Origin of the sequence: Streptomyces sp. NPDC101237 (genome assembly GCF_044767465.1) — a bacterium.
Lineage (GTDB): Bacteria > Actinomycetota > Actinomycetes > Streptomycetales > Streptomycetaceae > Streptomyces > Streptomyces gramineus.
Genome location: NZ_JBIWNY010000035.1, coordinates 1 through 24,348 on the forward strand (window position 1 = coordinate 1; position 24,348 = coordinate 24,348).

Annotated in this window: 26 protein-coding genes; 11 read left to right on the top strand and 15 right to left on the bottom strand. The window is 69.8% G+C overall.

From position 1 onward, the window contains the following. The first annotated feature begins 620 nt into the window (after positions 1-620). Positions 621-1,301 (top strand): GntR family transcriptional regulator, encoded by a 681-nt coding sequence (locus ACIRQ9_RS35490; RefSeq protein WP_404183224.1) that lies wholly within the window; start codon positions 621-623, stop codon positions 1,299-1,301. Positions 1,302-1,408: 107 nt separating this feature from the next. After that, complete coding sequence (locus tag ACIRQ9_RS35495; RefSeq protein ID WP_404183227.1) at positions 1,409-3,919, top strand: Helicase associated domain protein; 2,511 nt, start codon at positions 1,409-1,411, stop codon at positions 3,917-3,919. Positions 3,920-4,007: 88 nt separating this feature from the next. On the opposite strand, the gene ACIRQ9_RS35500 is transcribed toward ACIRQ9_RS35495, so the two are convergent. The 10 genes from ACIRQ9_RS35500 to ACIRQ9_RS35545 form a co-directional block, all read right to left on the bottom strand. Further along, positions 4,008-4,349: a hypothetical protein gene (locus tag ACIRQ9_RS35500; protein WP_404183230.1), complete on the bottom strand. Its 342-nt coding sequence runs from the start codon at positions 4,347-4,349 to the stop codon at positions 4,008-4,010. 662 nt (positions 4,350-5,011) lie between these two features. Next, positions 5,012-5,683 (bottom strand): hypothetical protein, encoded by a 672-nt coding sequence (locus tag ACIRQ9_RS35505; protein ID WP_404183233.1) that lies wholly within the window; start codon positions 5,681-5,683, stop codon positions 5,012-5,014. A 246-nt stretch (positions 5,684-5,929) separates the two neighbouring features. After that, positions 5,930-6,445, bottom strand: coding sequence for a hypothetical protein (locus ACIRQ9_RS35510; RefSeq protein WP_404183236.1), 516 nt, complete (start codon positions 6,443-6,445; stop codon positions 5,930-5,932). Between the two features lie 206 nt (positions 6,446-6,651). After that, on the bottom strand, positions 6,652-7,119 hold the full coding sequence (locus ACIRQ9_RS35515) for an SRPBCC family protein (protein WP_404183239.1): 468 nt from the start codon (positions 7,117-7,119) through the stop codon (positions 6,652-6,654). Between the two features lie 147 nt (positions 7,120-7,266). Beyond that, entirely contained in the window at positions 7,267-8,385 is a 1,119-nt protein-coding gene (locus ACIRQ9_RS35520; protein ID WP_404183242.1) for a hypothetical protein, read from the bottom strand. A 10-nt stretch (positions 8,386-8,395) separates the two neighbouring features. Next, on the bottom strand, positions 8,396-9,307 hold the full coding sequence (locus ACIRQ9_RS35525; protein WP_404183245.1) for a helix-turn-helix domain-containing protein: 912 nt from the start codon (positions 9,305-9,307) through the stop codon (positions 8,396-8,398). Beyond that, a complete protein-coding gene (locus ACIRQ9_RS35530; RefSeq protein WP_404183248.1) occupies positions 9,304-9,537 on the bottom strand; it encodes a hypothetical protein in 234 nt (77 codons plus the stop codon). The genes ACIRQ9_RS35525 and ACIRQ9_RS35530 overlap by 4 nt, the downstream gene beginning before the upstream one ends. A 708-nt stretch (positions 9,538-10,245) precedes the next feature. After that, positions 10,246-10,749: a lamin tail domain-containing protein gene (locus tag ACIRQ9_RS35535; RefSeq protein WP_404183251.1), complete on the bottom strand. Its 504-nt coding sequence runs from the start codon at positions 10,747-10,749 to the stop codon at positions 10,246-10,248. Positions 10,750-11,268: 519 nt separating this feature from the next. Further along, positions 11,269-11,790, bottom strand: coding sequence for a hypothetical protein (locus tag ACIRQ9_RS35540; RefSeq protein WP_404183254.1), 522 nt, complete (start codon positions 11,788-11,790; stop codon positions 11,269-11,271). 90 nt (positions 11,791-11,880) lie between these two features. Beyond that, the gene (locus ACIRQ9_RS35545; RefSeq protein ID WP_404183257.1) at positions 11,881-12,624 is read right to left on the bottom strand and encodes a Crp/Fnr family transcriptional regulator; all 744 of its coding nucleotides are present in this window, start codon (positions 12,622-12,624) and stop codon (positions 11,881-11,883) included. A 1,504-nt stretch (positions 12,625-14,128) separates the two neighbouring features. Here ACIRQ9_RS35545 and ACIRQ9_RS35550 point away from each other — a divergent pair. After that, complete coding sequence (locus tag ACIRQ9_RS35550) at positions 14,129-14,515, top strand: hypothetical protein (RefSeq protein WP_404183260.1); 387 nt, start codon at positions 14,129-14,131, stop codon at positions 14,513-14,515. Between the two features lie 213 nt (positions 14,516-14,728). On the opposite strand, the gene ACIRQ9_RS35555 is transcribed toward ACIRQ9_RS35550, so the two are convergent. Further along, a complete protein-coding gene (locus ACIRQ9_RS35555; protein WP_404183263.1) occupies positions 14,729-17,050 on the bottom strand; it encodes a hypothetical protein in 2,322 nt (773 codons plus the stop codon). 136 nt (positions 17,051-17,186) lie between these two features. Here ACIRQ9_RS35555 and ACIRQ9_RS35560 point away from each other — a divergent pair, with 136 nt between their 5' ends. After that, a complete protein-coding gene (locus ACIRQ9_RS35560; RefSeq protein WP_404183266.1) occupies positions 17,187-17,531 on the top strand; it encodes a hypothetical protein in 345 nt (114 codons plus the stop codon). A 6-nt stretch (positions 17,532-17,537) separates the two neighbouring features. On the opposite strand, the gene ACIRQ9_RS35565 is transcribed toward ACIRQ9_RS35560, so the two are convergent. Beyond that, complete coding sequence (locus ACIRQ9_RS35565; protein ID WP_404183269.1) at positions 17,538-18,158, bottom strand: NUDIX hydrolase; 621 nt, start codon at positions 18,156-18,158, stop codon at positions 17,538-17,540. Positions 18,159-18,615: 457 nt separating this feature from the next. Here ACIRQ9_RS35565 and ACIRQ9_RS35570 point away from each other — a divergent pair, with 457 nt between their 5' ends. From ACIRQ9_RS35570 to ACIRQ9_RS35590, 5 genes are all read left to right on the top strand, one after another. Further along, entirely contained in the window at positions 18,616-18,825 is a 210-nt protein-coding gene (locus ACIRQ9_RS35570; RefSeq protein ID WP_404183272.1) for a DUF6207 family protein, read from the top strand. A 165-nt stretch (positions 18,826-18,990) separates the two neighbouring features. Further along, positions 18,991-19,263 (top strand): DUF3761 domain-containing protein, encoded by a 273-nt coding sequence (locus ACIRQ9_RS35575; RefSeq protein WP_404183275.1) that lies wholly within the window; start codon positions 18,991-18,993, stop codon positions 19,261-19,263. Between the two features lie 331 nt (positions 19,264-19,594). Further along, positions 19,595-19,879: a hypothetical protein gene (locus ACIRQ9_RS35580; RefSeq protein ID WP_404183278.1), complete on the top strand. Its 285-nt coding sequence runs from the start codon at positions 19,595-19,597 to the stop codon at positions 19,877-19,879. Positions 19,880-19,911: 32 nt separating this feature from the next. Next, entirely contained in the window at positions 19,912-20,385 is a 474-nt protein-coding gene (locus ACIRQ9_RS35585; protein ID WP_404183281.1) for a DUF6082 family protein, read from the top strand. 139 nt (positions 20,386-20,524) lie between these two features. Further along, a complete protein-coding gene (locus ACIRQ9_RS35590; RefSeq protein WP_404183284.1) occupies positions 20,525-20,968 on the top strand; it encodes a DUF6233 domain-containing protein in 444 nt (147 codons plus the stop codon). A 125-nt stretch (positions 20,969-21,093) separates the two neighbouring features. On the opposite strand, the gene ACIRQ9_RS35595 is transcribed toward ACIRQ9_RS35590, so the two are convergent. From ACIRQ9_RS35595 to ACIRQ9_RS35605, 3 genes are all read right to left on the bottom strand, one after another. Next, a complete protein-coding gene (locus ACIRQ9_RS35595; RefSeq protein WP_404183286.1) occupies positions 21,094-21,336 on the bottom strand; it encodes a hypothetical protein in 243 nt (80 codons plus the stop codon). Beyond that, positions 21,333-21,692, bottom strand: coding sequence for a hypothetical protein (locus tag ACIRQ9_RS35600; protein ID WP_404183289.1), 360 nt, complete (start codon positions 21,690-21,692; stop codon positions 21,333-21,335). Before ACIRQ9_RS35600 ends, ACIRQ9_RS35595 begins: the two co-directional genes overlap by 4 nt. 264 nt (positions 21,693-21,956) lie before the next feature. Next, entirely contained in the window at positions 21,957-22,565 is a 609-nt protein-coding gene (locus ACIRQ9_RS35605) for a TetR/AcrR family transcriptional regulator (protein WP_404183292.1), read from the bottom strand. 99 nt (positions 22,566-22,664) lie between these two features. Between ACIRQ9_RS35605 and ACIRQ9_RS35610 the strand changes: the two genes are divergently transcribed. Then, positions 22,665-23,675: a zinc-binding dehydrogenase gene (locus ACIRQ9_RS35610; protein ID WP_404183295.1), complete on the top strand. Its 1,011-nt coding sequence runs from the start codon at positions 22,665-22,667 to the stop codon at positions 23,673-23,675. Between the two features lie 20 nt (positions 23,676-23,695). Further along, positions 23,696-24,298, top strand: coding sequence for an NADPH-dependent F420 reductase (locus ACIRQ9_RS35615; RefSeq protein WP_404183298.1), 603 nt, complete (start codon positions 23,696-23,698; stop codon positions 24,296-24,298). Positions 24,299-24,348 lie beyond the last annotated feature (50 nt).

The following is a 24,348-nucleotide window of genomic DNA, read 5'->3' on the forward strand; positions in this document are numbered from 1 at the left end:
CGTGATGACGCTGTGCCCGCCGTTCTTGTAGTAGAGCACCGAGGCCACCTGGCTGTTGCGGTGCCGGTAGGCGGCCTGCGGGGCGAACTCGCGGATGAAGGGGCCTCTGAGGTCGTGCGGAAGGACGAACTCCTCGCTCTGGGGCGGCCACGGCTGCCCCCACTGGTTGTGCGTCACGGCGTAACTCCCCCCGAGACAGATGACCGCTGCTCGAGTGGTGAACGGAACGGCCGCACACCACCGGATTTCAGTGTCGCTGACAATCCGCCGCAGGGAGTGGACAATTCACGACCGGGGATGCAGCCGTGGCACTGTCCGATCAGGTATCACTGAGCCTGCGGCCGACCGTGCCAGTGGTGCTCGAGCCGCTCAGGCGGCAATCGCGGCGAGGTTCGCGCGATACGACTGGCGGGTTCCGGCGAGCCAGGCCTTGATACCGCGGGGTGTGGCGGTCCGGCCGGCTTCCCGACCGGCGGTGCGCGCGATCGGAGCGGGAGGCGGCGCTCAACGGCATCCCGCCGCGCTGGCCGAGGTGCTCCAGATCCTCTGACTAGATCGACAACCTATCTGACTAGATCGACTACCTATCAAATTTATTGACTGGTTGCTACGGTGGGCGCATGACCGTATCCACCGAGAACTCCCCCGAGTTGATCGCCGGAGACCTCGCCATCGCCATCTACCAGGGAGCAATCCAGGACGGGGAACGGCTCCCGTCGCAGGCCAAGTTGGGGCAGTCCTATGGGGTGTCGTCGGGCACGGCCGCGGCTGCGCTGGCGCTGCTGGCGGCGGCGGGTCTGATCCGGACGGCGCCGGGCAGCGGCACCTTCGCCCTCTCCCGCTCCAGCGGCATCACGGCGAATCCCGTCTGGGACGTCATGGACGCGGCGTCCGTCTGCCGCACGCTGGCGGGCCTGCACTTCGGGCCCGAGGAGCCTGACCCGCCGGTCCTGCACATCGGCGGCAGCAAGGACTGGGGGACCGAGTGGCAGGACGAGGGCACCTTGCCGCCGCGCCCGCTCGACGTCGGCGCCCTGGCCGCGCTTGACCGGCATCTGCTGCGCTGGATGAGCGAGGCCTTCCTCGCGGCGGCGCGCCGTCTGGTCGCGCACGGGGTGAGCGACACGGACCGGCACCTGATCGCATCTGCGCGCGCGGTCCTGCGCGACGGCGGCCGGCGCCCCGAGAACCAGCCCGGCATCGCGCTGTACAGCGGCCGGGAGCCTGACGCGGAGGATGTCGTGCTGCGGATCTGGCCCGAGCGGGCAGAGCCGCGCGACCCCAACGGGCCGCCCTTCTAGACCTGCCCCACTGCACCGGACATGACCGGGCGGCCGTCCACTGCCAGGCGCACGGCCGCCCACCCACCCAGTCACCAGAGCGTTCACTGACCAGGAGGACCCCCATCGTGACCGTCACCCTGCGGCCGCATCAAGTCGAAGCCGTCGACGCCGTGCTCCACCATCTCTCCGAGCAGCCCGGCCAGGGCGTTCCCCCCGAGGGGCTGCGCACGCAGGTCATCGCCGCGACTGGATCCGGGAAGACCCTGATCGGCGTGGCGGCGGCCAACCGCCTGACCGCGCGCCGCGTCCTGGTCCTGGTGCCCACCCTGGATCTGCTGTTGCAGATGGCCGCCGCCTGGCGGGCCGGGGGACGTCACGGCGCGATGATCGGCGTCTGCTCGCTGCGCGGTGCGGACAGCCAGGGCCTGCCCTGCACCACCGACCCGGACGAACTGATCGCCTGGACCGCCGGCCCCGAGACCGTGACGGTGTTCGCCACGTACGCGTCGGTCGGTATGGGGACGCTGCGGCGCGCGCACGCGGCCGGACTGAGGGTGTGGGACCTGATGGTCGTGGACGAGGCGCACCGGGTCAGCGGTGACGGTCTCAAGCCGTGGGCGGCCGTGCACGACCAGACCCAAGTACCCGCGGTGCGGCGGCTCTACATGACCGCCACGGCGCGCGTGTGGGAAGCCGACGGCGACCGCCTGCGGCTGGTGGCGTCCATGGATGAGGACTCGCCGCTGTTCGGGCCGGTGGCGTACAAGCTGAAGCTGTCGGAGGCGATCCGGCTCGGCCTGGTGGCGCCGTATCAGGTGCTGTGCCTGGACATCCGCGACCCCGACCTCTACGCCGCCCTCACCACGGAGGCGACCGGATCCGACGCGGTGCGCGGGGCCCGGCTGGCGGCCGTGCAGACCGGGCTCATGCGCGCGGCGGTCGAGGAGCGGTTCCGGCGGGTGCTGTCGTTCCACAGCCGGGTCGGGGAGGCGGAGGCGATGGCGGCCGCGGTGCCGACGACGGCGGCCGCGCTCGCCGAGGACGACCCGGAGACGTTCCCGCCCGCCGGACAGGTGTGGTCGGCGTGGCTGTACGGCGAGCACGCGCCCGCCCACCGCCGCCAGGTCCTGGACGAGTTCGCCGCCGACTACCTCGCCGGGCCGGACGGTGCCGAGCTGCGGGCGGAACTGCGGGTCCTGTCCTCGGTCCGGGTGCTGGGCGAGGGCGTCGACACGGCGGAGTGCGACGCGGTGCTCTTCGCGGACGCCCGCGGCTCCATGGTCGACATCGTGCAGATGGTCGGCCGCGCGCTGCGAATGCGGCCCGGCGTCGGGAAGCTCGCGACCCTGGTCGTGCCGGTGTTCCTGGGCCAGGACGAGGACGCGAACGAGCTGCTGACGTCGGACGCGTACGGCACTCTCGCGAAGATCCTGGGTGCCTTGCAGGCGCACGACACGGACACGATCGAGGCCCTGGCCGACCCGCGCGTGCGCAACGCCCGCCCCGCGCCGGACGACGACCGCGACCAGGACGACGACCAGGACCAGGACGACGACGGCGAGGACGTCGCCGAGGACGTCGTGCGGGTGGGTGCGGCGGCGGCCGGGGTGCTGCGCTTCAGCGAGGAACGCGACCCGGCCGCCCTCGCGCAGTTCGTCCGGCTGCGGGTCATCGACCCCGAGGCCGCGTACTGGCGGCGCGGGATCGAGGTGGCCACCCGGTGGCTGCGCGAGACCGGCACCAGCGAGCTGCGGGTGCCGTACACGTTCGTGTCGCCGGAGGACTGGGGGTCGGCCGGCTCCCATCCGCTGGGGGTGTGGATTGCCGATCAGCGCCGGTACTACGCGGCCGGAACACTGGAGGCGTCCCGCGTCGAGCAGCTGGAGGCGCTCGGGATGGTGTGGTCGGTGCAGGCGTCCGCGTGGGAGGCCGGCCTCGCCGTCGCCCGCTCCTACGCGGCAGCCCACTCGCACCTGCTCCCGCCGACCGGCGCGGTGTGGGGTGGGGACGGCTTTCCCATCGGGGTGTGGCTGAAGAACCAGCGCGCAGCGGCCCGCAGGACGGCGGAGAACGCCGAACGTCGCGCGGCCGGGGAAACGGGCGTCCCGCACACTGGGGAGCTGTCTGAGGCCCGTATGGAGGCTCTGGCCGACCTGGACCCCGGATGGTGCCCCGCGTGGGAGCTGTCGTGGCAGCGGAACTACCGGCTCACCCTCGCGCACCGGAAAGCGGGCGGCGCGCTCCCGGCCGGGCCGGGCGAACTCATCGTCCAGGGCGAGGACCTAGGCGCGTGGGCGGCCGGGCAGCGGACCGGATGGGACAAGCTCATGCCCGCGCAGCAGTGGCTGCTGGAGTCCGTCGGGATCGAGCCCCCGGCGGAAGGTGAGCCGGTGGCGGGAGCGGCCCGGTCGCGGGACGCGCGGTGGGAGGCGAACCTCGCCGCCGCCCGGCAGTTCCACGCCCGCGAGGGACACCTCCAGGTGCCCCGCCAGCACGTCGAGATCACCGGGAACGGCGACGGCGAACAGGCGGCCGTCAAGCTCGGGGCGTTCCTCGACAACACCCGCCGCCGGGCCGCGAAGCTGAACGAGGAACGGCGCACCGCGCTGGACGTGCTCGGCATGCGCTGGACGTGACCTCACGACGCTAGCTGGCGTCGAGCAACCAGCAGCGAAGACCTGTCAGCATTCCGACGGGCCCTCAGGCACCCAGCCCGTCAGCGGATCAGCAGGCTTGGACGTACCAGACGTGGGTCCAGTCGATGTAGCTGTCTATCCCCGCGTCGGAAGCGCCGGAAAGGCTGCCATCGGCGTTGTACCAGTGAGCCCACGTTCCAGGGGTCTGATGGTTGTAGAACTCACCAGGTCCGGTGAGGCCGATCGGGACGCGGACGCCGCACTGGGAGACGTCAAAGCGGTGACCGAACCCGTCCGCCCCGCAGAAGTGCCCGTAGGCGCAGGAGAGGGTCGCAGGCGCAGCTTCGGACACCTGCGCCGTGCCCAGCGTCGCTCCCGCAGCCAGGAGGCTCGCAGCGATTCCGAGGTTGATCTTTCTACGAAAACTCATAACACCCTTCCACACGCATGATGCACTTCGACAGCGGATACGTGCAGGTTAGAAACCTTCCGGAAGCAGAAACCATCGTTTCGAACCTCATCGAAATGACGAGACCGACCAGGCGATCCCAGCGGTCTCCCCGGCACCCGGCAGATCCACGCCCGCGAAGGACACCTCTGGGAATCACGGCGGCCGTCGGGATCACCAGAGACGGCCACAGAGGCGAGCAAGCAACCGTCGGCGTCGGAGCGTTCCTCGACAACACCCGACGCCGGGCCGGGAAGCTCAGCCCGCAGCGCCGTGCCGAACTCGACCAACTCGGCATGCGCTGGTCGTAGAACGTGTGCGCAGACGGCCCGCTCCCGGGAACACCGGGAGCGGGCCGTTGACATGCGTGTGGTCGTGAAGGGCGGTCGCCTACGCGGCGAAAGGCTCCATGAGGCTTCAGCCGAACGATCGTCCTCATGGGCAATAGGTGAGGCCCGGGGACACTGTCCCCTCCACAACCACTGCTGTCTGTAACACGGGTGGGCAGCCGGACATTCCCTCCCTGGTGACTGAACGCCGACCAGTGCGGGCGGGTTCGGAGGCTGGTCTGCGGCGGCTTCCCGCTGAGCCGAGCCCGGGTCAGAACATCAGGGCTTCCTCGCCTTGGGCCGCCACACAGGCACTCAGCTGAGACCGAGCGTGGTGAGGGCGGTGGTCCAGTCGGTGACGATGGCGTGCTGTGCCTGGGCGAGGGTGACCTTGCCCGCGCAGACCGCGGTGTGCAGCCTGGTCTCCACCGGATCCTTCCGGTTGTTGATGCCCTGACTCGTCTTGTGGCCCGGGTCGGCGGGTTCCACCCACAGGTTGCGCGGGTCGTTGGGGTCGCCGCCGAGTTGCAGGCTGATCAGGTGGTCGTACTCGGCCTCACCCATCGCCCCGGTGTAGCCGTAGGAGGCGGCGTTGAGCTTCTTCTCCCTGCCGGTCACAGAGGTGGAAGGACGCACACTGGAGGTGTAGCCGCCCTTGCGGCAGATCGTCGACGCCAGGTTCGCCTGCGTGACGGCCGGGGAGATGGCGCCCGGGGTGCAGGCCGGGTCCTCCAGCGGCTCACCCTTCTCGTAGCGGTAGTGGCACGAGCCGGCGGCCGGCTGCTCCTGCACCGTGTACTTCTTCTGCGGGCCGGCCCCCACCGCGATCGCCCGGCCCGCGCCCCCCGCGCCGCTCGCACTCGAGGCCGCCGCCGAAGCGCTTGCGCTCCCGGACGGCGACAAGCCGCCCAGCGATCCGGTTTTGCAGCCCGCGAGCAGCAGGCAGGACAGCACCACGATCAGCGTGGCGCGGCGGGTGGACGGCATGACGGCCCCTCACGGTAAGGCGATGGCTGAGCAGATGCTGCCCTACCGGCTCGGCGCCGTGCCCCGCGGGGTACGGCGCGCTGGCGCACACCCGGCGTACATCCGTCTACGGGCTCAGCAGCACACGGCGGCCGGATCCTCGGTCAGTGAGGCACAGCGGGCACGCGATGACCGGCCCGGGCAGGAACGCGTAGCCGTCTGGCGGGAATCCAGCACTTTCGGCCGATGTCCCGGCGGACGACGGGGTCAGCCGATGCCGGTGACCTGCAGGGCCGTGGTCCAGTTTGTCTTGATGGCGCTGCGGGCCGCGGACAGGGTGATGGTGCCGGCGCAGACAGCGTTCTTCAACTTCGTCTCCACACCGTCCTTGGTGGTGGCGGTCTTCGTGCCGGAGTAGGGCTCGGGCCACAGGTTGCTGGTGCTGCGGGGCGAGCCGCCGAGTTCGAGAGGGACCAGGTGGTCCTCCTCGTAGTCGGCCATGTTGGTGTCGGAGTAGCCGTAGTCGATGATGCCCTGGGCCTTGAGCGGGTTGGTGTAGGACGTCGGCGGGCGGACAGTGGCGGTCCAGCCGGACACGCAGATCGTGCTCTGAATGTTCGACTGCGTGACATCCGAGTTGTAGGCGCCGGGCGTGCACGAGGAATCGGGCAGCGGCAGGTAGGCGTGCGAACAGGTCGACGCCTGGGCGGGGCCGGCCGAAGCGGCGATCACACCGGCGGCCGCCAGGGCCAGGGCGCAGGTAGTAGCGGTGAAGCGACGCATCAGGGGATCTCCCGCGGGGTCGGCCCGGAAAGGTGGGGTGCCGGGCGGCTGACGGGATGACACCACGACCCGGCTCTATGCGGGTAGAGCTGCGGGATGAACAAGGGGCGACCTGCGCGATCCTTACCCCACCCTGACCAAGCCTTTCCCAAGCCCCCTGTTTCACCGCAGAGATGAGCTGGGCCAGGGTCGCAGCCCGACCTGACTCAGCCGGCTGCTTCCACGTACGACGCCAGATTCGCCAGCGAGGAGGCGATCCCGGCCTCGTGGACCGATTGCTCGATGCCAGGTGGCACGTCCGTGGCAGTGACAGTCACCTCGGTTCCGTCACCGGCGGCAGCAAGGTGCCAGGTCATCGTCATGGTGCCCGCGTACGCAGGGTCGCCGGCCTCGAACACGGCCCTCTGCACAACGCGCTCTGGCGGCACCAGCTCTGCAAACCAGACGTCGACGACATCCGTCGCATCTGAAGACTTGCCGGGGCTGTCGACAGGGTTCAGATAGGTGAGGACCATCTGGAACCCGCCACCAGGCCGGGGATCCCACCGCTCGACCCGCCCGCGCATGCCTTCCGGCGGCAGCCAGGCCTCAAGGGACTCCCGGTCCAGGAGAGCGCCGTAGACAGTCGCCGGTGGCGCCGCGATAACCCGGCTGGCACGGTCGGTCCTACCCATGGCCCGAGTCTAACGAGCTCGTGCACGGTCACTCCCCGTCCCATCCCGCGGTTCGCGCCCATCTCCGCGACCGAGCAATGGGCGGGACAGATACCTGCCATCCCCCGGAAGAAGCGGTGCCGGAGGCTCTCGCGAACTCAAGATCAGCTATAGGGCATGCGGGCGCGGTGTTCCGGCGCTGGCCGGTGGCTTGGTGCCGAATCCCGAGGGGGCCGGTGAGAAGGACGTGGTGCGTGTCCGTGGTGGGCGGGGGCGGTTGCGGTCCAGGTAGTAGCTGCGGGTGCCATGGCTGTCGGGATCGGCAGGTGTCCGGGCAGCGGTGGCGGTTCTCCCGCACATGGCGACGGCTTCCCTGAAGAAGGTGGAAGCCGTTTCTGGTTCATGGCCGGCCGCAGTGACTTCGACGAGCAGCCGGTCGGGCTCCTGGGCGCCGGCGGGCTGTTGTCCGTCAATGCGGTGCGGTGCAGGCCGGTTGGGCAGTGCCCGCTCTGCGTCCGGGGTACCGGGGGGTTCGGGAAGGGGCCGACGCGGGTCGGGAATGCCTGCTGGCCGCGTGCGGGTGGGTGGCGGGGCGGTGGCGGCGACGATGATTTCGAGGTGCTCGGCGAAGTTGGGTCCGGGAACGGGGATTTCGAAATCGGGGTGGATGTCGTAGCCGATGGCGACGGCGGTGGCGACGAAGTCGATGACGGCGTTGGCCGTGGGGGTGTGGCGGCGGGGGCGGGCGCGGGTGAGGCGACTGAGGATGCGCAGGACGGTGGGCATGCTGGTGTCGGCGGTCATCATCCGGTAGGCGGGGGCGTCCTGGTTCAGGTCGGCGTCGGGGGTGTGGGGACCGGCCTGGGCCTGCCACAGGGCGGCAGCGTGGATGTCTCCGTGGGCCAGGTGGAGGAGGTAGAGGCAGTAGGAGGGTGCTTCGTCGCCGGCGCCGGCAGCGTACTGCCACCAGAAGCGGGCGCCGTCGTCGGAGCCGGCGAGTTGCAGGGCGCAGCCGAGGATCCAGGCGGCGCGTGGCTGGGGCAGTTGGTCGGTGAGGAAGTCGGCGAGCTGGTCGAGGGTGGAGTGGGTGAGGACGGCTTCGCACAGGGCGGCCAGGCTCTGGGCGGCGACGTCGTCCGCGACGTCGCCTCTGTCGCCGTCCCACAGAAGCTGGCCGTCGTCGGTGAAGGCGGGGTAGGCGGTGTCGTCGTAGGGGATGACGTCGGCGGGGATCTGAGGGTCGGGCAGCAACCTGGACTGTGCGAGGAGGTCGTCGATGAGGGTCATGGCGAGGTGGTCACTCCCAGGTGTGCTGGCGGTAGAGATCGTTGAGGGCCCCCCGGGCGTGGTGGTCCAGGGTGTGGGTCATGGCCGGGCTCAGGCCGACGATGCCGGGCACCGCAGCGGCGTCGATGGTGCACAGGTGGGTCAGGACGATGACGTCCATCTGGTCCTGGGGCAGTCGGGCGACCGCGTCAAAGAAGCCGGCCATCTTGTTGATGTGAGCGCTGCGTTCGGCGAGGTCGATGATGGCGGCCTGGGCGGCGGTGAAGAAGGCGGCCTGGCGCAGGTCGGGATGGCCGTCCTGCTGGAGAGTGCGGGCCATGACCCGGGAGCGGAGCATCTGCCAGGCGTGCCGCTTAACGTCCGCGGTGGCGCACGCCTCGTCCCAGGTCAGCCACAGGATGTCGAAGGTTTCCCGTACCACCCGCTGGGCGCGGTCCTCGGCCTGCAGGAAAGCGCGGGCGTAGGCGGCGTAGGGCGCGCGCATGGCCAGGGTGAAGGCCTGGTGCGCCACCGGAGGCTGCTCAAGGCCCAGCGGCTGGACCGCCTGGATGCGGTTCTCGATCCAGCCCTGTTTCTTGGCTGCCTCCCGGGCGGCCGCCGTCCACAGCCGGCGCAGCGGCCAGGGCGGTAAGTCCAGTGCCCTGACCACGCTGTAAGTGATCTCCCAGCTCGGGTAGTAGCCCTTGCCGCGCAGGAGCTCGGACAGGCGTGTCTTGGAGTAGCCAGAGCGGCCCACCAGTTCGTCCAGGGTCAGACCGCTGGCGACCAGCCGGGAGCGCACGGGCTCCAACCAGGTGCGGTGGGCCGCGCCGACACCGTCGCCGATCGGCTCCGGCCGGCGCCCCCGCCGGGAAGAAGGCTCGGCACCGGGAGGGTCGCTGTCATCTGGCTCGGGCGGTCCGGGCTGTTCGGAGTCGCTCACCGCGGCAGCTCCTCGTTCCCGGTCGGCTCCGCCGCGGGCGCAGTCGGTCCGTCGGGCAGAGCGCTAGGGCGGGCAGAGCCGGCCAGGGCGGTGATGATCTGCTGGATGAGAAGTCCGAGTGAGGGCAGCAGCGCGGCGACCGCCGCGAGCTGCCCGAGCGCGACCAGCACCGCGCTCCACGCGAGGACCACGGCCAGGACGGCCAAGGTCATCACCTGCCTGCTGTTCATTCGCACCTTCCCTGAAAGGGAATCAAGAGTCCGGAAGTGACGCCCCTCCACGGCGGTGCTGATGCGCCGCGGAGGAACTGGAGGACAGCATGGTGCGACCGCGCCAGCCACTCAACGCGATCATGCGATTACGGAACAATGGGACCGCGGTCTCCGCTCGGCCCGGCTACGCCGTTACTCCATCGCAGGCGCGTACGGGCCCAAATCGTCTCTGAATGAACGCTTTTGAGCGCGAAACCGTACCCCTCACCGCGGAACCGCCGGGATGGCGCACCATGGAAGACAGACGCCCCCCGGCGTCGCACCCTTCCCATCCGGAAGGCCACGCGGGCCCTTGTGCTGAAGAACGACCGAAGGGGACCGCACCGCTTCCGTCCAGCCACCCACGCGCTGGGCGGAAGCGGCCCCGTGCAACCACTCCCGGCCACGTGACGCCCCGCGCGGTCCCGGTGGACATCCCCCGGCCCGCCGGGGCGTCTCTGCCTGGACGGCAGAGCAGCGCGGGGCCTTCGCCCACGCCCTGGACGTCCCACCCGTGCACATCGCGTTGTCCGCAAGGGCAGACGTCTGGCCCGTCACCACCGTGGACGTGGGTGACGGGCCAGGCGAAGAACGACGTATTGCGGCGGCCGGCGGTACGCCGAGGACAGGCGCACACCGCCGGCCGCCAGGGGTGCCGGCCAGGGGCGGCCGACACCGGCTCTGTGGTCAGTGGCGGTGGCCGCCGCGGTGGTCACGGTCGTCGCGGTCGCGGTAGCCCCAGGAGGCCTCGTCGATGAACCGGCCGTGGTCGTTGCGCAGGGTCGCCGTGTCGGAGTCGTTGTTCCACACGTAGTTGCGGCGGTCCTGGTAGACGTCGCTGTAGCGGTCGCGGCCGATGCCGGTGTGGACGCGGACCGTGGCGCGGCCGTCCAGGCGGAAGTGACGGAAGGTGTAGGTGTGGCCGTCCTCGTCGGACAGCGTCCAGCCGTCCAGGTTCACCGCCCGGCGGCTCGTGTTGGTGACGTCCACCCACTCCTTGTTCAACGACCAGTTCGAGCGGTCGTCGCGTCCCGGCGAGTCGTACTGGACGTCGCTGATCACGACCGCCCGGTCGTGCGGGCGGGCGGCGGGCTGGCCGGCAGCCGCGGCGGGCAGCGCGAGAGCGCCCAGGGCAGCGGCGGCAACAGCGGCGGCGGCGGTCAGACGTCGAGCGGTCACAGAAACGGACACGAGGTCCCCCTTCGGAACTGACACCCCGAACCCGTGACGAGAGTCGCAGATCGGCGGGGTGCGTGGTGCGGGTCGGCGGCCCGGTCGGCCGCACACCCACACCCTGCCCGTCTCCGCATCCGATCAGCGTGGAACGCGAAGCATGTGACGAATCACAGATATTTCGGTGACTCTCAACTGCAAGGCGCATGTATGCGATGAACATGACGGATTGTCAAATTGGAGGGTCGCGGAACCGCGTCGGCGGCCGTCGCGGCAATGCATCACGCCGGGCCGCGCCGTCGGTGGTACAGCGACCGGTCGGCGAAAGTGCGTAACAGCCCTCGTAGCCCGAACGGGTGAGGGGCTACACGCCTGCGTCGCATCGCGTTCCGGTGAGCCGGCCTGTGGGTGGCAAGGCGGCACGGCACCGGATCCGGGCCAGCACAGTGCTGGCCGTGGCGACGGATCCGGTGCCGTTTGGGAGATGGTCTGGAGCGGGCGGTGGTGTGTGCTGCCCGCGGTTGCCTTCTTCGGTGGTCAGCCGCGGCGGAGCAGGGTGATCTTCTGCCGGGCGGTGGAGATGGCGTGGGCCAGTTCGGCGCGGGCGGCTTCCTGCTTCATGGCCTGGACGAGCTGGGCCTGGTGGTCTGGGAAGGACAGCTTGAGGGCGGGGGGCTGGGCCGGCAGGGCCGCGTTCAGGTAGTCGTCGACGCGTTCGACGACCTTGCCGAGTTCGGGGCGGAGTGCCTCGATGTGGTCGGCGACGCCGCGGATCATGTCGCCGGTCTGGGAGATGTCTTCCATGTCTTCGGCCCGGCTGGGCTTCTTGGCCCTGCGGCACTGCGCCTTGTAGAGGTCGGCGAGCCACTGGTCGGGCTCGTTGTAGGCGGTGTTGGCCGCGTCGGTGCTGCGGATCCGCTTCATCCAGGCGAAGACTTCCTGGTGGTGCAGGAGGGTGTAGAGGGCGAGCGCTCCCATCAGGAAGGAGAACGCGATGCTCGCCGCGAGGCTGCCGCCGCTGGTGCCGAGCGCCAGCGGGGTGCCGTTGATCGTGGTCATGTTGTTCCGATCACGGGCGCGCCGCTCCCGGGACGGGTGTTGCGGCGCGGAGATGAAGGTGGTGGGTCCGGTGGAGCGTCGGGGGTGGTGTCAGGCCCCGACGAAGTGGCGCAGGCCTTCGACGTCGCGGACGACGAACTGGCGGTAGCGGGCTTCGATGACGCCGTGATGGCGCAGTGTGCGCAGCGCGTTCTCGGTGGTGGAGACGGCGAGCTGGAGGGCTGCGGCGATGTCTTTCTGGCCAGGGCCGGTGATGACGCTGGAGTGGGCTGTCCTGGGGTCGGGGACACCGGCAGTGTCGGCGAGGTGGGCCAGGAGTCTGCTGACGCGCTCCAGGGGCGGCCGGATGGCCATGCCGTAGACGACTTCGTCGGTGCGGTTGCGGTCTTCGAGGCTGTGCAGCACGGCGAGGCGCGCCTCGTAGAGGCGGCGCTCGGTGAGGGCGTTGAAGTACCGGGCGGCGCAGGGGATGACGACTGTGGTGGTCAGGCAGCGGGTGTCGACGCGGGAGGTGGGGTCGATGAGGGCTGCTTCGCCGACCAGTTCGCCGGCTGCCCGGAAGCGGGTGATGGTCGGGATGCCGAAGCCGGTGCCCAGCGGGTAGCGGTCCTGGCGTACGACGCCTTCGATGATGATGTAGACGAACGGGTCGTCGGCCCCCATGGGGAGCAGTTCGTCGCGGGCGAAGGTGCGGCTGCGCAGGCCGGCCTGGAGCAGCTGGTACCAGGTCTCTGCGGAGCGCTGGTGCAGGTGGTGGAGGAAGCTTCCCTCGGGCTTGCCCCTGTGGGCGTGCAGGAGTTCGGTGGGCCGTGTGGTGTCCAGGGCGGGAGGCATTGTCACTCTCCCGCCGGGGCCGGGCCGGTGGGGCGTGGACTGTTGTCGGCGTCTCCGGGGACGCGGTGGTGGTGCGGCGTCGTGGGCGGCGTGCGGCGGTGTCGCGGAGGGCACGGGGGTGCGGCGCCGCGGGGGTTGGCGGTGGCCATGGTGGTCTTCTCTATTCGGTTTGATCGTTTGGGGACCCCGCTGTGCAGCGGGGTCCCCGGTGGTGGGTCCGTCGCCTCTCCGGGAGGTGGTGCGTGCCCGGGTGGTGGGCCCGGGCGGGGTGGAGCGGCTTGAGACGGGATAACGCTACCCCTCGCCGAGACGCATGAGCTACCCGTGTTTCTGGAGGGGTGGTGAGGGCGTTTGGTAAGGCAACAATCCCCTATCCGTGGGGGATTGTTACCGGCCGTCCCGTGGTCGGGGGCATAAAGTCCACATCTTTGTTTTCATGAATCACGGGCATTCGCATGCAGATATTCATGCCGGAGGGTGGGAAAAATCCGTCAGACGGGCATCAGTTGGCGTGCATGTAAACGCGCAGCAAAAACGGGAGGCCCCGGGGCACCACCCCCAGGACCTCCCGGAAAGGGTCCGGACCCACCAGGATCAGACCGGTGTCCAGTAAACACCACCGACCGCACTAAGGTCACTCCCGATCGGCCGTCGCATGGTCTCTACCGCACCAACTGGCACTGGAAACCCCCCACCTGCGGGGGTTTGACATGTCCGGCACATGCCGCTGGACTTGTCAAGGCGGCACTCCGAGAGCGAACGGAGATCGTCCCTTTTGTGCACCCTGGAGTGAGACGCACCGGCACCCCGGGAGCCATGAGAGCGCGATCAAATGATTATCGGTGATCAGGAGTCAACAAACCCGATCAACAAGTGCTACACCGGCGCCCGAGCGTCGGGCGCACGTGCGACGGCCGTACGGGCACCCCGTCCTGACAGAATCGGCTTCCCGCATTCCACAGGCCAACATCAAACCGGAATGCACGTTGCATAGATAATTCTGGCAGCTCCGGCCGTTGCGAAATATCGGACATCAATCAGCGGGAGCAGGCGGCCATATTTCCGAATGTCGACTGGTCCACAATGCCATGTTCCGCCATCCGCGTTCCTGCTCTCACCACTCCAGCCGGCAGCCCTCAAACCCGTCCGGGATCTTTTGCACCGTCAGATTTGTTACACGGCGGACGGGTTGAAGTCCGAAGACGCCCGAACATGACCTGTTGCGCACAGAAGATGATCAACCAGGCACTCAGAGTAACGTGCGTCACATTGTCAGCCGCCTGATCCGCCGGGCGTGCGCCTTCGCGCTCCCTGAGCGCCCCCTGCCTCATCTCGCAGACGGCCCTCCTTCCCGCGCTCCGGAGCACGCCACCAACGCTCCCCCGTACGCCGAGGCGAGTAGCTCCGATGCGCCTGGCCACATTCGGCCGGCCTGCAGCGGTGAGCGCAGGGCCGACACCATCCAACGGCATCATGAGAGTCCGCCCCTGAAGGAGTGCCGCCCGTGCGACTGGTTCCCGATCCCGTATACGGCGAAGTGGATATCACCGCCTCGGTTGAGGAGCTGGCCGCACTGGCCGACGCGGTGGCCGAGGGCGAAGGGATCATCAGTTCCGCGCCACCGCTGGACAGCGACACCTTGGCAGGGATCGAAGTCCGGAAGGCTTCCGGCCCAGGGGTTCGTATCGAAGTGGACGCCTCGCGCCAGGTTCTGGTGATCGGCGGCGATCCCAGCGCCCGAGCGATACTCGCAGCCGATCTCCAGCACATGGCCACCGCCGAGGACGGCGGTCACCTCCACATCGACTACTTCACCGAGCACCCATACCTCGTTGAAGGGTCTGTGCCGATCGTGGTCAACAGCCCACACGGGGGGATGCCGACCCGCTGACGGGCGGAGGGCGCGCCGTAGCGCGACGCGATCGTCAGCGACCCGGACGGCGACCCCTCGAAGGTCCGCCCGCTGTGCCGTTCCGGATCGAGCTGTCCCTTTCCAGGGCGTCGTAGACGGAGTCAAGGACCGTCAACGCTGCGGAAGGTGACCGTCCGGTCGAGGCAGGTGATGCTCGCCGAGTACGGGCTGCCCGGTCAGACTCCTCGCGGGTCAGGCTGCGGGGCCTCCGAAGAAGCCTCCCCCGTTACCGCTGCCGTTGGCACCGCTGCCGTTGGCGCCGTTGGCTTCCCCGGTGACGGGGACGCTGTCGCTGGGGGTTGGATCGCTGCGCTGGGTCTGGCTGCCGTCTGCGCCTCCGAGCAGTCCGTCTCCCGTCGATCCGTTCGACGTGGTGGCTGTTCCGGTAGATGTGCCGGTGCTGCGGGTGGCCCGGACGCTCGGGGTGGGCGGCGGCTGGTCGTCTTCAGCCGGGCTGGGGCTCAGGACGAAGCTGGTCTGGGCGGTGTGGCCAAGGAGGAGGGTCTCGGCGAGGTAGGTCCCGGTTCCTGCCGCGCTGCTCCCGCTGCAGCTGCTGTGGTTGGGGACGCGGTTCCATGTGAAGTCGACGGAGGCCGGAGCGCTCCGGGTCACTTCGATCCAGCGATGGCCGCTGTGTCCGGCGGTGCATGCGGAGCTGTCCCATGTCGCGTTGTCGCTGGCTGCTGCGGTGATCGCGACGGCCATGCGGCTGCGGGCTGCGTCGATGCGGCAGGGCAGCTTCCCTTGGTCAGCGGCTCTGGCTGTCAGTTCGATACGGACCTTCTCGCCGCTGTCGTAGGCATTGTGAACGGATTTGAGGGAGGGCTGCAGGTCGCTGCTCTTACACGGGCGCAGCGCCATCACCTTCGCCGTGTTGACCTCCTGGGCACCGATGTCGGCGACCGGGTCGTTCGCCGGTTTGCCCGGCAGCGGCGTGGTGGAAGGGCTCGGTGTCCTGGAGGCCGGCGCGGACGGGCTCGTCTTGGGGTGGGCTGTGTGGTCGCCGGGCCAGTCCAGTGCCCAGCTGATGGTGAAGACGGTGACCAGGACAGCGCCGAGGGCGGTCGTGATCAGAACTGCTTCCTTCTTCGGGCTTCGTGCCCGGATCCCTGCCGGCGGAAGCGATACGTCGTCGCGGCGGGGACGCGCCGCGGAGTCGCCTCGGGTGGTGGGCTGTGCCATCGCGTCGACGGTGTGCTGGTCGTGGTGATCCTGCCAGGCCGCGTTGTGCGGTGGCGACGCATCTGCCGTCAGGCCGGGGCGGGGGGGTGCTGCCGGGCCCGTTGAGCTGGAAGGACGGGTTGTCTCCTGCGCGGGGACGTCAGTGGCGGGCAGGGCTGCGGGAGCCTGGTGCAGGTTCTGCAGGGCCAGGCTGAGGACGCCGTCGGCCTCGGCCAGGATGCGGTCGGCGCGCAGCGCGGCGATCTCGTGGGCGTGCTCTTCGACGAGGCGGGCCAGGTCGCCGTCGCGGCGGATGAGTTCTGCGCGTGCCTCTGCCAGTTCCCGGGAGACGGTCCGCAGCAGTCCGCTGAGATGTTCCACCGCCTGCACGGCGATCTCGTGGCGGTGCTCAAGGTCCGCGGCGCTGCGCGGTCCCGGCAGGGCCAGCTGGTCGCGGCGCTGCAGTGCCTCCCGGCTCATGGAGCGGTAGGCGTCCTCGCGGTCATGGGCGTCGCGCAGGGCGCGGACGGCCGTGAGGACCATCTGAGCGAGTTCTTCGTTCTCGGTCTGCGCCGCTTCCAGAGCGGCTTGCAGCTGGGTGATCCGCTGGGTGAGCGCGCCGTCGGCGGCAGCCTGCTCGCGCAGCAGCCGGATCTCCACTTCCAGGCGTTGCTGGTCCTGCTGGGACTGCCTGTGTTGTGCGGTGAGTTCGTCCACCCGCAGGGCGAGGTCGGCGGCTTCGGCTTCGGCACGGCGTGCTTCGCCGTCCCGGAGGATCGCCGTCTGCCGGGCCTGTTCCAGTTCGGTGGCGGCGTGGCGCAGCAGGACCTGCTGGCGTTGTTCCTGCCGCTGGGACAACGCGAGGTCCTCGGTCAGCCGGTCCTTTGCGGCCTGCAGCTCTTCGGCCCGGCTACGGGCCGCGTCCCGCTGGTCCAGGGCGTCGTATAGGTCGGCCAGGAGAGGGTAGGCGGTGCGCAGTGCAGCTCGGTAGGCGTTCCACAGGCCGCTGATCTGTTCCCGGTCCGGTGGCGGCTTGAGATCCTCGCAAGCGATATCGAGGAGGTGCTGCACCACGTCGCGCGCCGGTACCCGCTCGCCGGCGAAGAACCGCTGCAGTGCCGGCTTCGAGATGCCCGACGCGTCACCGCGGGCCCCGCCCTCGGACCGCGCCGTCCCCGTGCGCCGGGCCAGTTCAGCCGACATGCGGTCCAGCGTCCACGCCGGCGCCGCCGCCCGCAGGGGCTCAAGGACCACGCCGCGCCATACCTGCAGCCACGTGATGACGGTGTCCGGCAGTTCCGTGCCGATCGGTTTCATCGGCCGGCCCACCCGCCGGCTGTCCTCCTGCGCCATAGAGCGCGCTGTCCCCCCGCGTTGTTCCCCCCACGGAACCGTCCACGCTTTCCCGGCCCCGCTGCCGAGCCAATCAACCAGCCTCAACGCTGGTGGACACCAAACGGCCAAGTCCGGCATTCGGCAGGAGTCCACCATGCTCGATCCGCAGCCCGCACCGCAGCACAACCGGCAAACTCCCCCGGCCCCGGCCCCGGCCCCGCCTGCCGCACGGCCCTCCCGTATCCCCGCGCTCGCCGGCGCCGGACTCGGCAGCGTCAGCACCCTCACGCTCATCGGCGTCCACGCCCCGTGGCCCGCCGTGCTCGTCCTCGCTCTCGCCGGCCTCGGCGTCGTCCTCGTCCAGTCGGTCCTCCAGGCCCTCGCCCCGCAGGACTCCCACGACCGCCTCACCTGGTGGACCGCCCGCTGGAACCACCACGCCCACCGCGGCCGCACCGCCGCCCCGCCACCGGACACCCCGCCCCCCGACGGGCCCTGAGGGCGCTTATCCGCTCTGCTGCCTCCCGGTCCGGGCATGCTGCAGCTTGCGAGTGAAACGGTGCAGGTGAGGGTCAAGAACCTCCGCCGGCTCCGCGAGTACCTGCTCGTCGGTCAGCCAACGGACCGCGTCGAACTCACCCCGGTCCCAGGAGGTGATGGTGTCCGCGCCAGCGGTGAGGAGGTACCAGAGCGAGACGTCGGTGTGGACACCCAGCCCCCTGGTCCGGGTCACGGTGAGGAAGAAGGGGAACTCGCCGGTTATCGGCGATGCCGCGGCCTCAATGCCCAGCTCCTCCCGGCATTCACGCACGACCGTGACCCACGGATCCTCCCCCGGCTCGACGTGTCCGCCGGCCGGCAGCCACAGACCCGCCTTGCGATGGGCGACGAGCAACTGCCGCCCGCGGGTGTCGTCAAGGACGACGAAGTAACTCACCAGGTGCATCGCGGGAACATCAGGCCTACGCACCCGGTAGACCGGGGCCCCGCCGGCGATCCACCGAGCAGCAGTCTCGATGTGCACGCGCTCCTGACCATCCCAGGGCTCGATGCCACCGACCAACTCCAAAAGCCGGCCGCGCGGCTGGTCGTCATCGCGCATCAGCGTGCCGTCAGCCGAGGTCATCTCCGCATCCTGCCAGCACCTTCGAGCGGAGCGTGGCGCAGCATCGTTGTCGCGTGCGTGCTCTGACGTCCGCAGCCCTCCTGCACGAATCCGAGGCCGTCCCGGCTGCGGACCTTCCAGCTCCTGCCAGCAAGCGGACAAAGGCGCGTCCAGACCTGCCGAACCACCTACGGGGCACTCGCCCAGAGCTGCCAGGCCGACCGCGCAGCCAAGGCCGGGTTCGTCGGCCCCGGCTGGTGGATGCCGCAGGACACGGGCTTCCTCCAGCAGCTGCTTGTGGCCGGCGCCGGTAAGTAAGCACCCCCGTTCATGTGCGCGGCACCGCCAGGAGGGGCCCCGTCAGCGGAAAGCATCGGCACGCCGCGTCGCGGGCCGACGAGTCCGGCGGTGTGGGCCGGCCGGGTGAACTGCTCCGGGCGGAAGAACCTGTGGGCGTTGGCTGTGCGTCTTGCCGGGGGTGGAAGCGATCAACGAAGTACACGTGTCGGAGCCCGGTCTGGTCGTGGTCGACGTGGCGGCCGCCGACGACCAGACCGCCTTCGCCTTCCAGGCGGTCCTGACCGGAATGTGGGCGGCCACCTCGGTGGAACGCACGACCCGCGCCCCCGGACAGCCCGGTGTGCGACTGCGCTGCTACCTCGACATGCGACAGCGCCTCAACGCCTGACCCGGGTCGCCAGGCCGCCCCTGCCCGCCACCCCGCGCCTGCGCCACACCGCGCGGGCAAAGCCCGCAGCCGGGCCCGGCAAAGACTTGCACGATATCGCCCAAAAACAGGATTCCAACGCTCTACACTCACCGCGCAACTCGCACCATCCCAGGGGGGATTACTTTGCGCACACGTCTTGCCGCCGCAGCCGTCACGGCCGCACTCGCCGCCCTCGTCCTCAGCGCACCGGCGGCCAACGCCGCCACCGCGCTGCCGGCCACGAACACGGCGCACCACTGCATCCATCACACGACCGGCCTGTGTGGCTGGACCCACCACCAGAAGCCGAAGAACAAGACCGAGACGGCGAAGTGCAAGGACGCCTCGCTCTCCTACTCACGCCACGCACAGGGAACCTGCTCCCGCCACCACGGCGTCAAGTACTGGTTCAAGTAGACCAGTCACGTGCAGGCTGCCCGCCCCGTACGGACGCGGGCACCCTGTCCGCGCAGCTCGCCGCGTTGCCGCACACCCGCCGTGCGCTACGCCCTGACCTGATATCCCCCGCTTCCATCCCTGCCGAGAGGCCGGCTGGACGGGCCTTCGGAATCGGTCTTAAGCAGGGTGGGAACTGCTCTGCGCCTACAGACCGTGAGGGGCTGCTCAGCGTTTTCCGTTGGTGCCCCGGAAGGCTGTGAGGGTAGAAGGTGTCCGGCGTCGCCGAACTTTTACCGTATGCCATCGAACCGGCGGGATGAGTTTGTGTCACCAGAGATTGGTCGCGCCGGTGAAAGCCCTGGTCGCGCCGGAACCCGGCGTCGGCCGAGCCGATCCGGGCATGCGGGCCATGCGGCTGGCTGCTGTCGCCCCGTTGATCGGCTATGTCGTTGTTGTCACCATGTTCAGATCAACCGACGACGCACAGCGGGGGGATCATGGTCAGCCTTCATCGCTGTCTCGGAACAAATGGGTGCTCGTCATATCCGGCAGTGTGCTGAGCCTGGGGCTCATCCTCGGGACCCCGTTCTTACTGAACTTGCTTGCCCGGAGGATCTGGACTGGGGACAGCTGAGCAACGTCAGTCAGACCTACGGCGCGCTCTCCGTGCTGTTCTCCGCAGCTGCGTTGGCCGGGGTGGCCGCCTCGCTGTGGTACCAGCCCCGGCAGACACAGATAGTGCAGGAGGCCGCACGGCGCGATGCGCATCGAGAGCTGACCATCTTGGCGCTCGGTGATCCCTCGCTCCTGCCGTGTTGGGAACCACCGCATATGCCCACGACGGCCACCCGGCGCAAGCAGGTCATGTTCACCAATCTCATCGTTGCCAACTGGGAGACCGACTTCAGTCTGGGCAATCTCGGCGAGGCCGCACTCCGGGACATGCTTGACGGGCACTTCCGAGGCGAGATCGCGCGCGAGCACTGGGCGGCCAGTGCACCTGGCTGGCGTCTCTCAGCCGAGCTTTCCGACACCCCGACGCGCCTACGGTTTGTTGAGATTGTTGACGAGCGGTACGCACGCGCCGTCGACGCGGGCCCTCCAGTAGCTGCCGTTCGGCACTTCGAGATTGAGTCGTAGGACTCCCGATCCCTGGTCACCGAGCCTCAGGCCAACTCGTGGCCACGCGGCTTCGATGAGACACATTCAAGGTTCGGTGGCACAGGCCGTACGACTCAGGGTCGCAGCACTGACAGCGGTATCACTTAGAATCGAACGCATGCGCGATTTGCCATCGGATGCCCCACGTCTGCGCGCGATCCTGGCCCATCTCGAGCGGCAGATCGCCGAGACCGACACGGTTGGCACCTACCTGCGTCTCCAGCGCGACGCCGTGCAGGCCGCGCTCTCCCGCACTGGTCGCCCGGCGGGCCCGCACCCCGCGCTAGCGGCACCCCGGCAGTCGCCGCGTCAGCTTCAGCGAAGCCGGCCACGGCCCAGCAGTCCACCAGTCGCGCCGGTCGGGCTCGTGATCGAGGAGCAGCGGAAAGACGGCCACCCGACCGGCGGGATGATCCACACAGCGTCCTGCATGCCGCACATGCAACTGCGTCCGATCACTCCCGACGTCGCGCGCCAGGTACTCGCCAAGGACGCGACGTCGTTCTTCACGCCGTGCCCGCTGTGCCGGCCGGACAGCGAGCTGGGCATCGACGTCGCCTGACCGAGCGGGCGACGTCGGGTTCCGGTCATCCCAAACGAGCCAATGCGCAAATCTCTGCGGAAGGACCGACCCTCGCGGGCGGCCCTTCCTCTCTCCCGGACGTCCCGTCCGAGTCCTGCTGTGGGTCAGGCGCAGGGCAGGCTGCGCAGCAGCTCGCGGACCGCCCGGCGGATCGCCAGGCGGCGGGCGAGACCGGGCGCGGCGTAGGCGGCGACGATCAGGACCGCCGTGACGGTGAACGCGGCCAGGGGACCGACCCAGCAGGACGCGAGCAGGGCGGTGCCGGTCAGTAACAGGGCGGCGAGGGTGAGCGCGAGGCCCTGCTCGCGCTCCTGCTCCGGGTGCCTGTGGCAGGTCTGCGTGGTCATGCGCGGCGCAGGCACGTGGACGGCACCTGACCTCCGGGGACGATCCGCCACAGGCTGCCGCCGCCGCACTCGCGGTACTGCGACCAGCCACCGCGGCCGACCGCGACCACGCACGACGTCACCCGCTCCCCCTTGCGCAGGTAACGCACGACCGGTGAACGCGTCGTCGCCACCGGGCCCTCGTTCCACGCGGGCTTGCGTACCGGGATCCGCTGGACGGCCGTCCAGGTCGACGTGCACGGCGCAGCCGCGGGCCTGGACGGTGCGGCGGGCGCGGACGGGGCGGCGGTCAGGCCGGCCGCGAGGACGGCGGCGACGGCGCCCGCCGTGGTGAACATGCGTCGGGTCAGGTGCATACGCGGTCAACTCCCCTACGGGCCGGGCCGGTCACGGCCGCCCACCCAAGATCACCCGGCGGGGGACAGCTTGTCTGTCCGGCAGACGCGAACAGCTGCCGTCGCGCCAACGGAAACACCCCACCGACCGCCTCGCAGGAGCGGAGCCCTCAACCAGGTCAGGCCGATCAGCCTTGTGGGGAGCATGTCCGTTCTGCGCCTGTCGGGGCTGGGCCGTCTGTCGCGAACGCTCGGCTCCACGTCCCGCGGCGGCCCTGCGTCGCATCAGTCGAGGGCGTGGTTGCGGCCGGTCTGCAGGATCTCGTCGGAGAGATCGGGCTCGACGTGGCGTACGGCGCGGGCGAGCATCAGTGCGCCGACCATTTCGCTGAGCAGGCGGATGGCCCTGTGGCGGGCTTCGGCTGGGTCGAGCTCACGGTTTTTCTCCTCGGTTTCGCGCAGGAACTCGGCGGTGAAGCCGGCGAGGTATCCCTCGACGCCTTCGGCGTACGCGCTCTGCACGGTTTCGCTGTGCCGTCCGGCGTCGGTGGCCATGGAGGCGGAGGGGCAGCCGCCGTCCGGGGCGTCACGGTGTGCGGTGGACAGATAGTCGGCCACGACCCGCTCCAGCGGTGAGCCGGCCTGGTCCGGGCCGTCCTCGATCGCCTGGGCGAGGACGCCGAGCGAGGCGGCGTAGGAGGCGCCGCACACCTCCACGGCCAGGTCGTTCTTGGAGGCGAAGTGGTTGTAGAAGCCGCCGTGGGTGAGTCCGGCTTCCTTCATCAGCTCGGCGATGCCGACCGCGTCGATGCCCTGCGAGCGGAACATGCGGCTCGCCGCTTCGAGGATGTTCTGCCGGTTGCGGGCCTTGTCTTCCTTGGTGATCCGCGGCATGGCCGTCCCTTCGCGTCGCTGTCTGCTTGACATCTTTAATGATGACCATCATCATAGCAGGAGTTGCAATAATGAGGGGCATCATTAAAGGAGACCATCATGCGCGCCATCGCCTACGACCAGCACGGAGAAGCCGGGCAGGTACTACGCCTGAGCAAACGGCCGGCCCCCACTGCGCCCGCGGCCGGGCAGGTGCAGGTGCGGGTGCTGTCCCGGCCGATCCACCCCGGCGACCTGGCAGGAGTGGAGGGCCTTCCGGGTTGGCCGCGGCAGCGGTTCTCCACGCCCCGGATTCCCGGCGTGGAGGGAATGGGCGTCATCGAGGCTGTCGGCGAGGGTGTGCAGGATCTGCGGCCCCGGCAGCGGGTGGCGTTCTTCCCGGTGCCGGGCGCGTGGAGCGAACTCGTCACGGCGCCGGCCGATCTCGCAGTGCCGGTGCCCGAGGACCTCAGCGACGAAACCGCAGCTTTGATGCTGGCCAACCCGCTGACCCTGCTCTCCTTGCTGCGGGCGGTCGAGGACGCCCAGCACGGCCAGGCCGGTCCGGTGGTGCAGACGGCCGCCGGTTCGTCGGTGGGAAAGCTGGTCAGCGCCGCAGCACTCAAGCACGGCATCCCGCTGGTCAACCTGGTACGCAGCGCCACGGGGGCGCAGACCTTGAGGCAGCGCTTCCCCGCACTGCCGACCATCTCGACGGCCGACGCCGACTGGCGCACTCAAGTCCAGGACGCGACCGGCGGCCGGGGCGCCCAGGTCGTACTGGACGCGGTGGGCGGATCCCTGACCGGTGAGCTGGCCGGGCTGCTCGCCGACGGCGGCACGCTGATCACCTACGGAGGGCTCGGTTCCGGCAGCACGCCACTGGAGTCGCTCGCGCTGACCCCGCGGTCCCTGACCGTGCGGGGTACGTCCGTCTTCCAGTGGATGGCCGCACGCACGCCCAAGGAACGGCCCGAGGACGTCGCCTTCACCGTCCGTCTGGCCGCGACCGCCCCGGAACTCTTCGAGGTCGCCGCCCGCTACGACCTCGCCGACTTCGCGAAGGCCATCGATCACGTCCGCCGCCCCGGCAGGAACGGAACTGTCCTGCTCACCAGCCCCGCCCCCTGAACCCCACGAAGGGCACCGTCATGAAGATCGGAACCCTCGGCGCCGGAACCGTCGCCCAGGCCATCGCCCGCCACGCCGTGGCCCACGGCCACCAGGTCGTCCTGAGCAACAGCCGCGGCCCCGCCTCCCTGGCCGGCCTCGCCGACGAAATCGGACCGCTCGCCCACGCCGGCACCCCGCAGGAAGCCGCTGCGGCGGAACTCGTCGTGCTCGCCGTCGGCTGGCCCCAGATCCCGGACGCGGTAGCCGGCCTGCGCCCCTTCGGCGGGCGCATCGTCATCGACGCGACCAACCAGTTCGCCTCCCCGCCGCCGCCCATGAAGATCGCCGACCTGGGCGAGGTGACCGGCAGCGAACACGTCGCCTCACTGCTGCCCGAAGCCCGCGTCGTCAAGGCGTTCAACACCCTCTACGGCCGGTACATCGCCGCCGACCCGCGCCACCGGGCCGGACGCCAGGTGCTGTTCCTCGCCGGTGACGACGCCGATGCCAAGACCACCGTCAAAGACCTCACCGCCGCCTTCGGCTTCGCCCCCGTCGACCTCGGCTCCTTGCGCGGAGGCGGACGCCTCATGCAGCTCGGCGGCCCGCTCTCCGGCCTCCACGCCCTCAAACAGGACTGAGCCGCGCCCGCGCTCATTCCTCGCTCCCCTCCTCACCCTCCTCCCAGTGC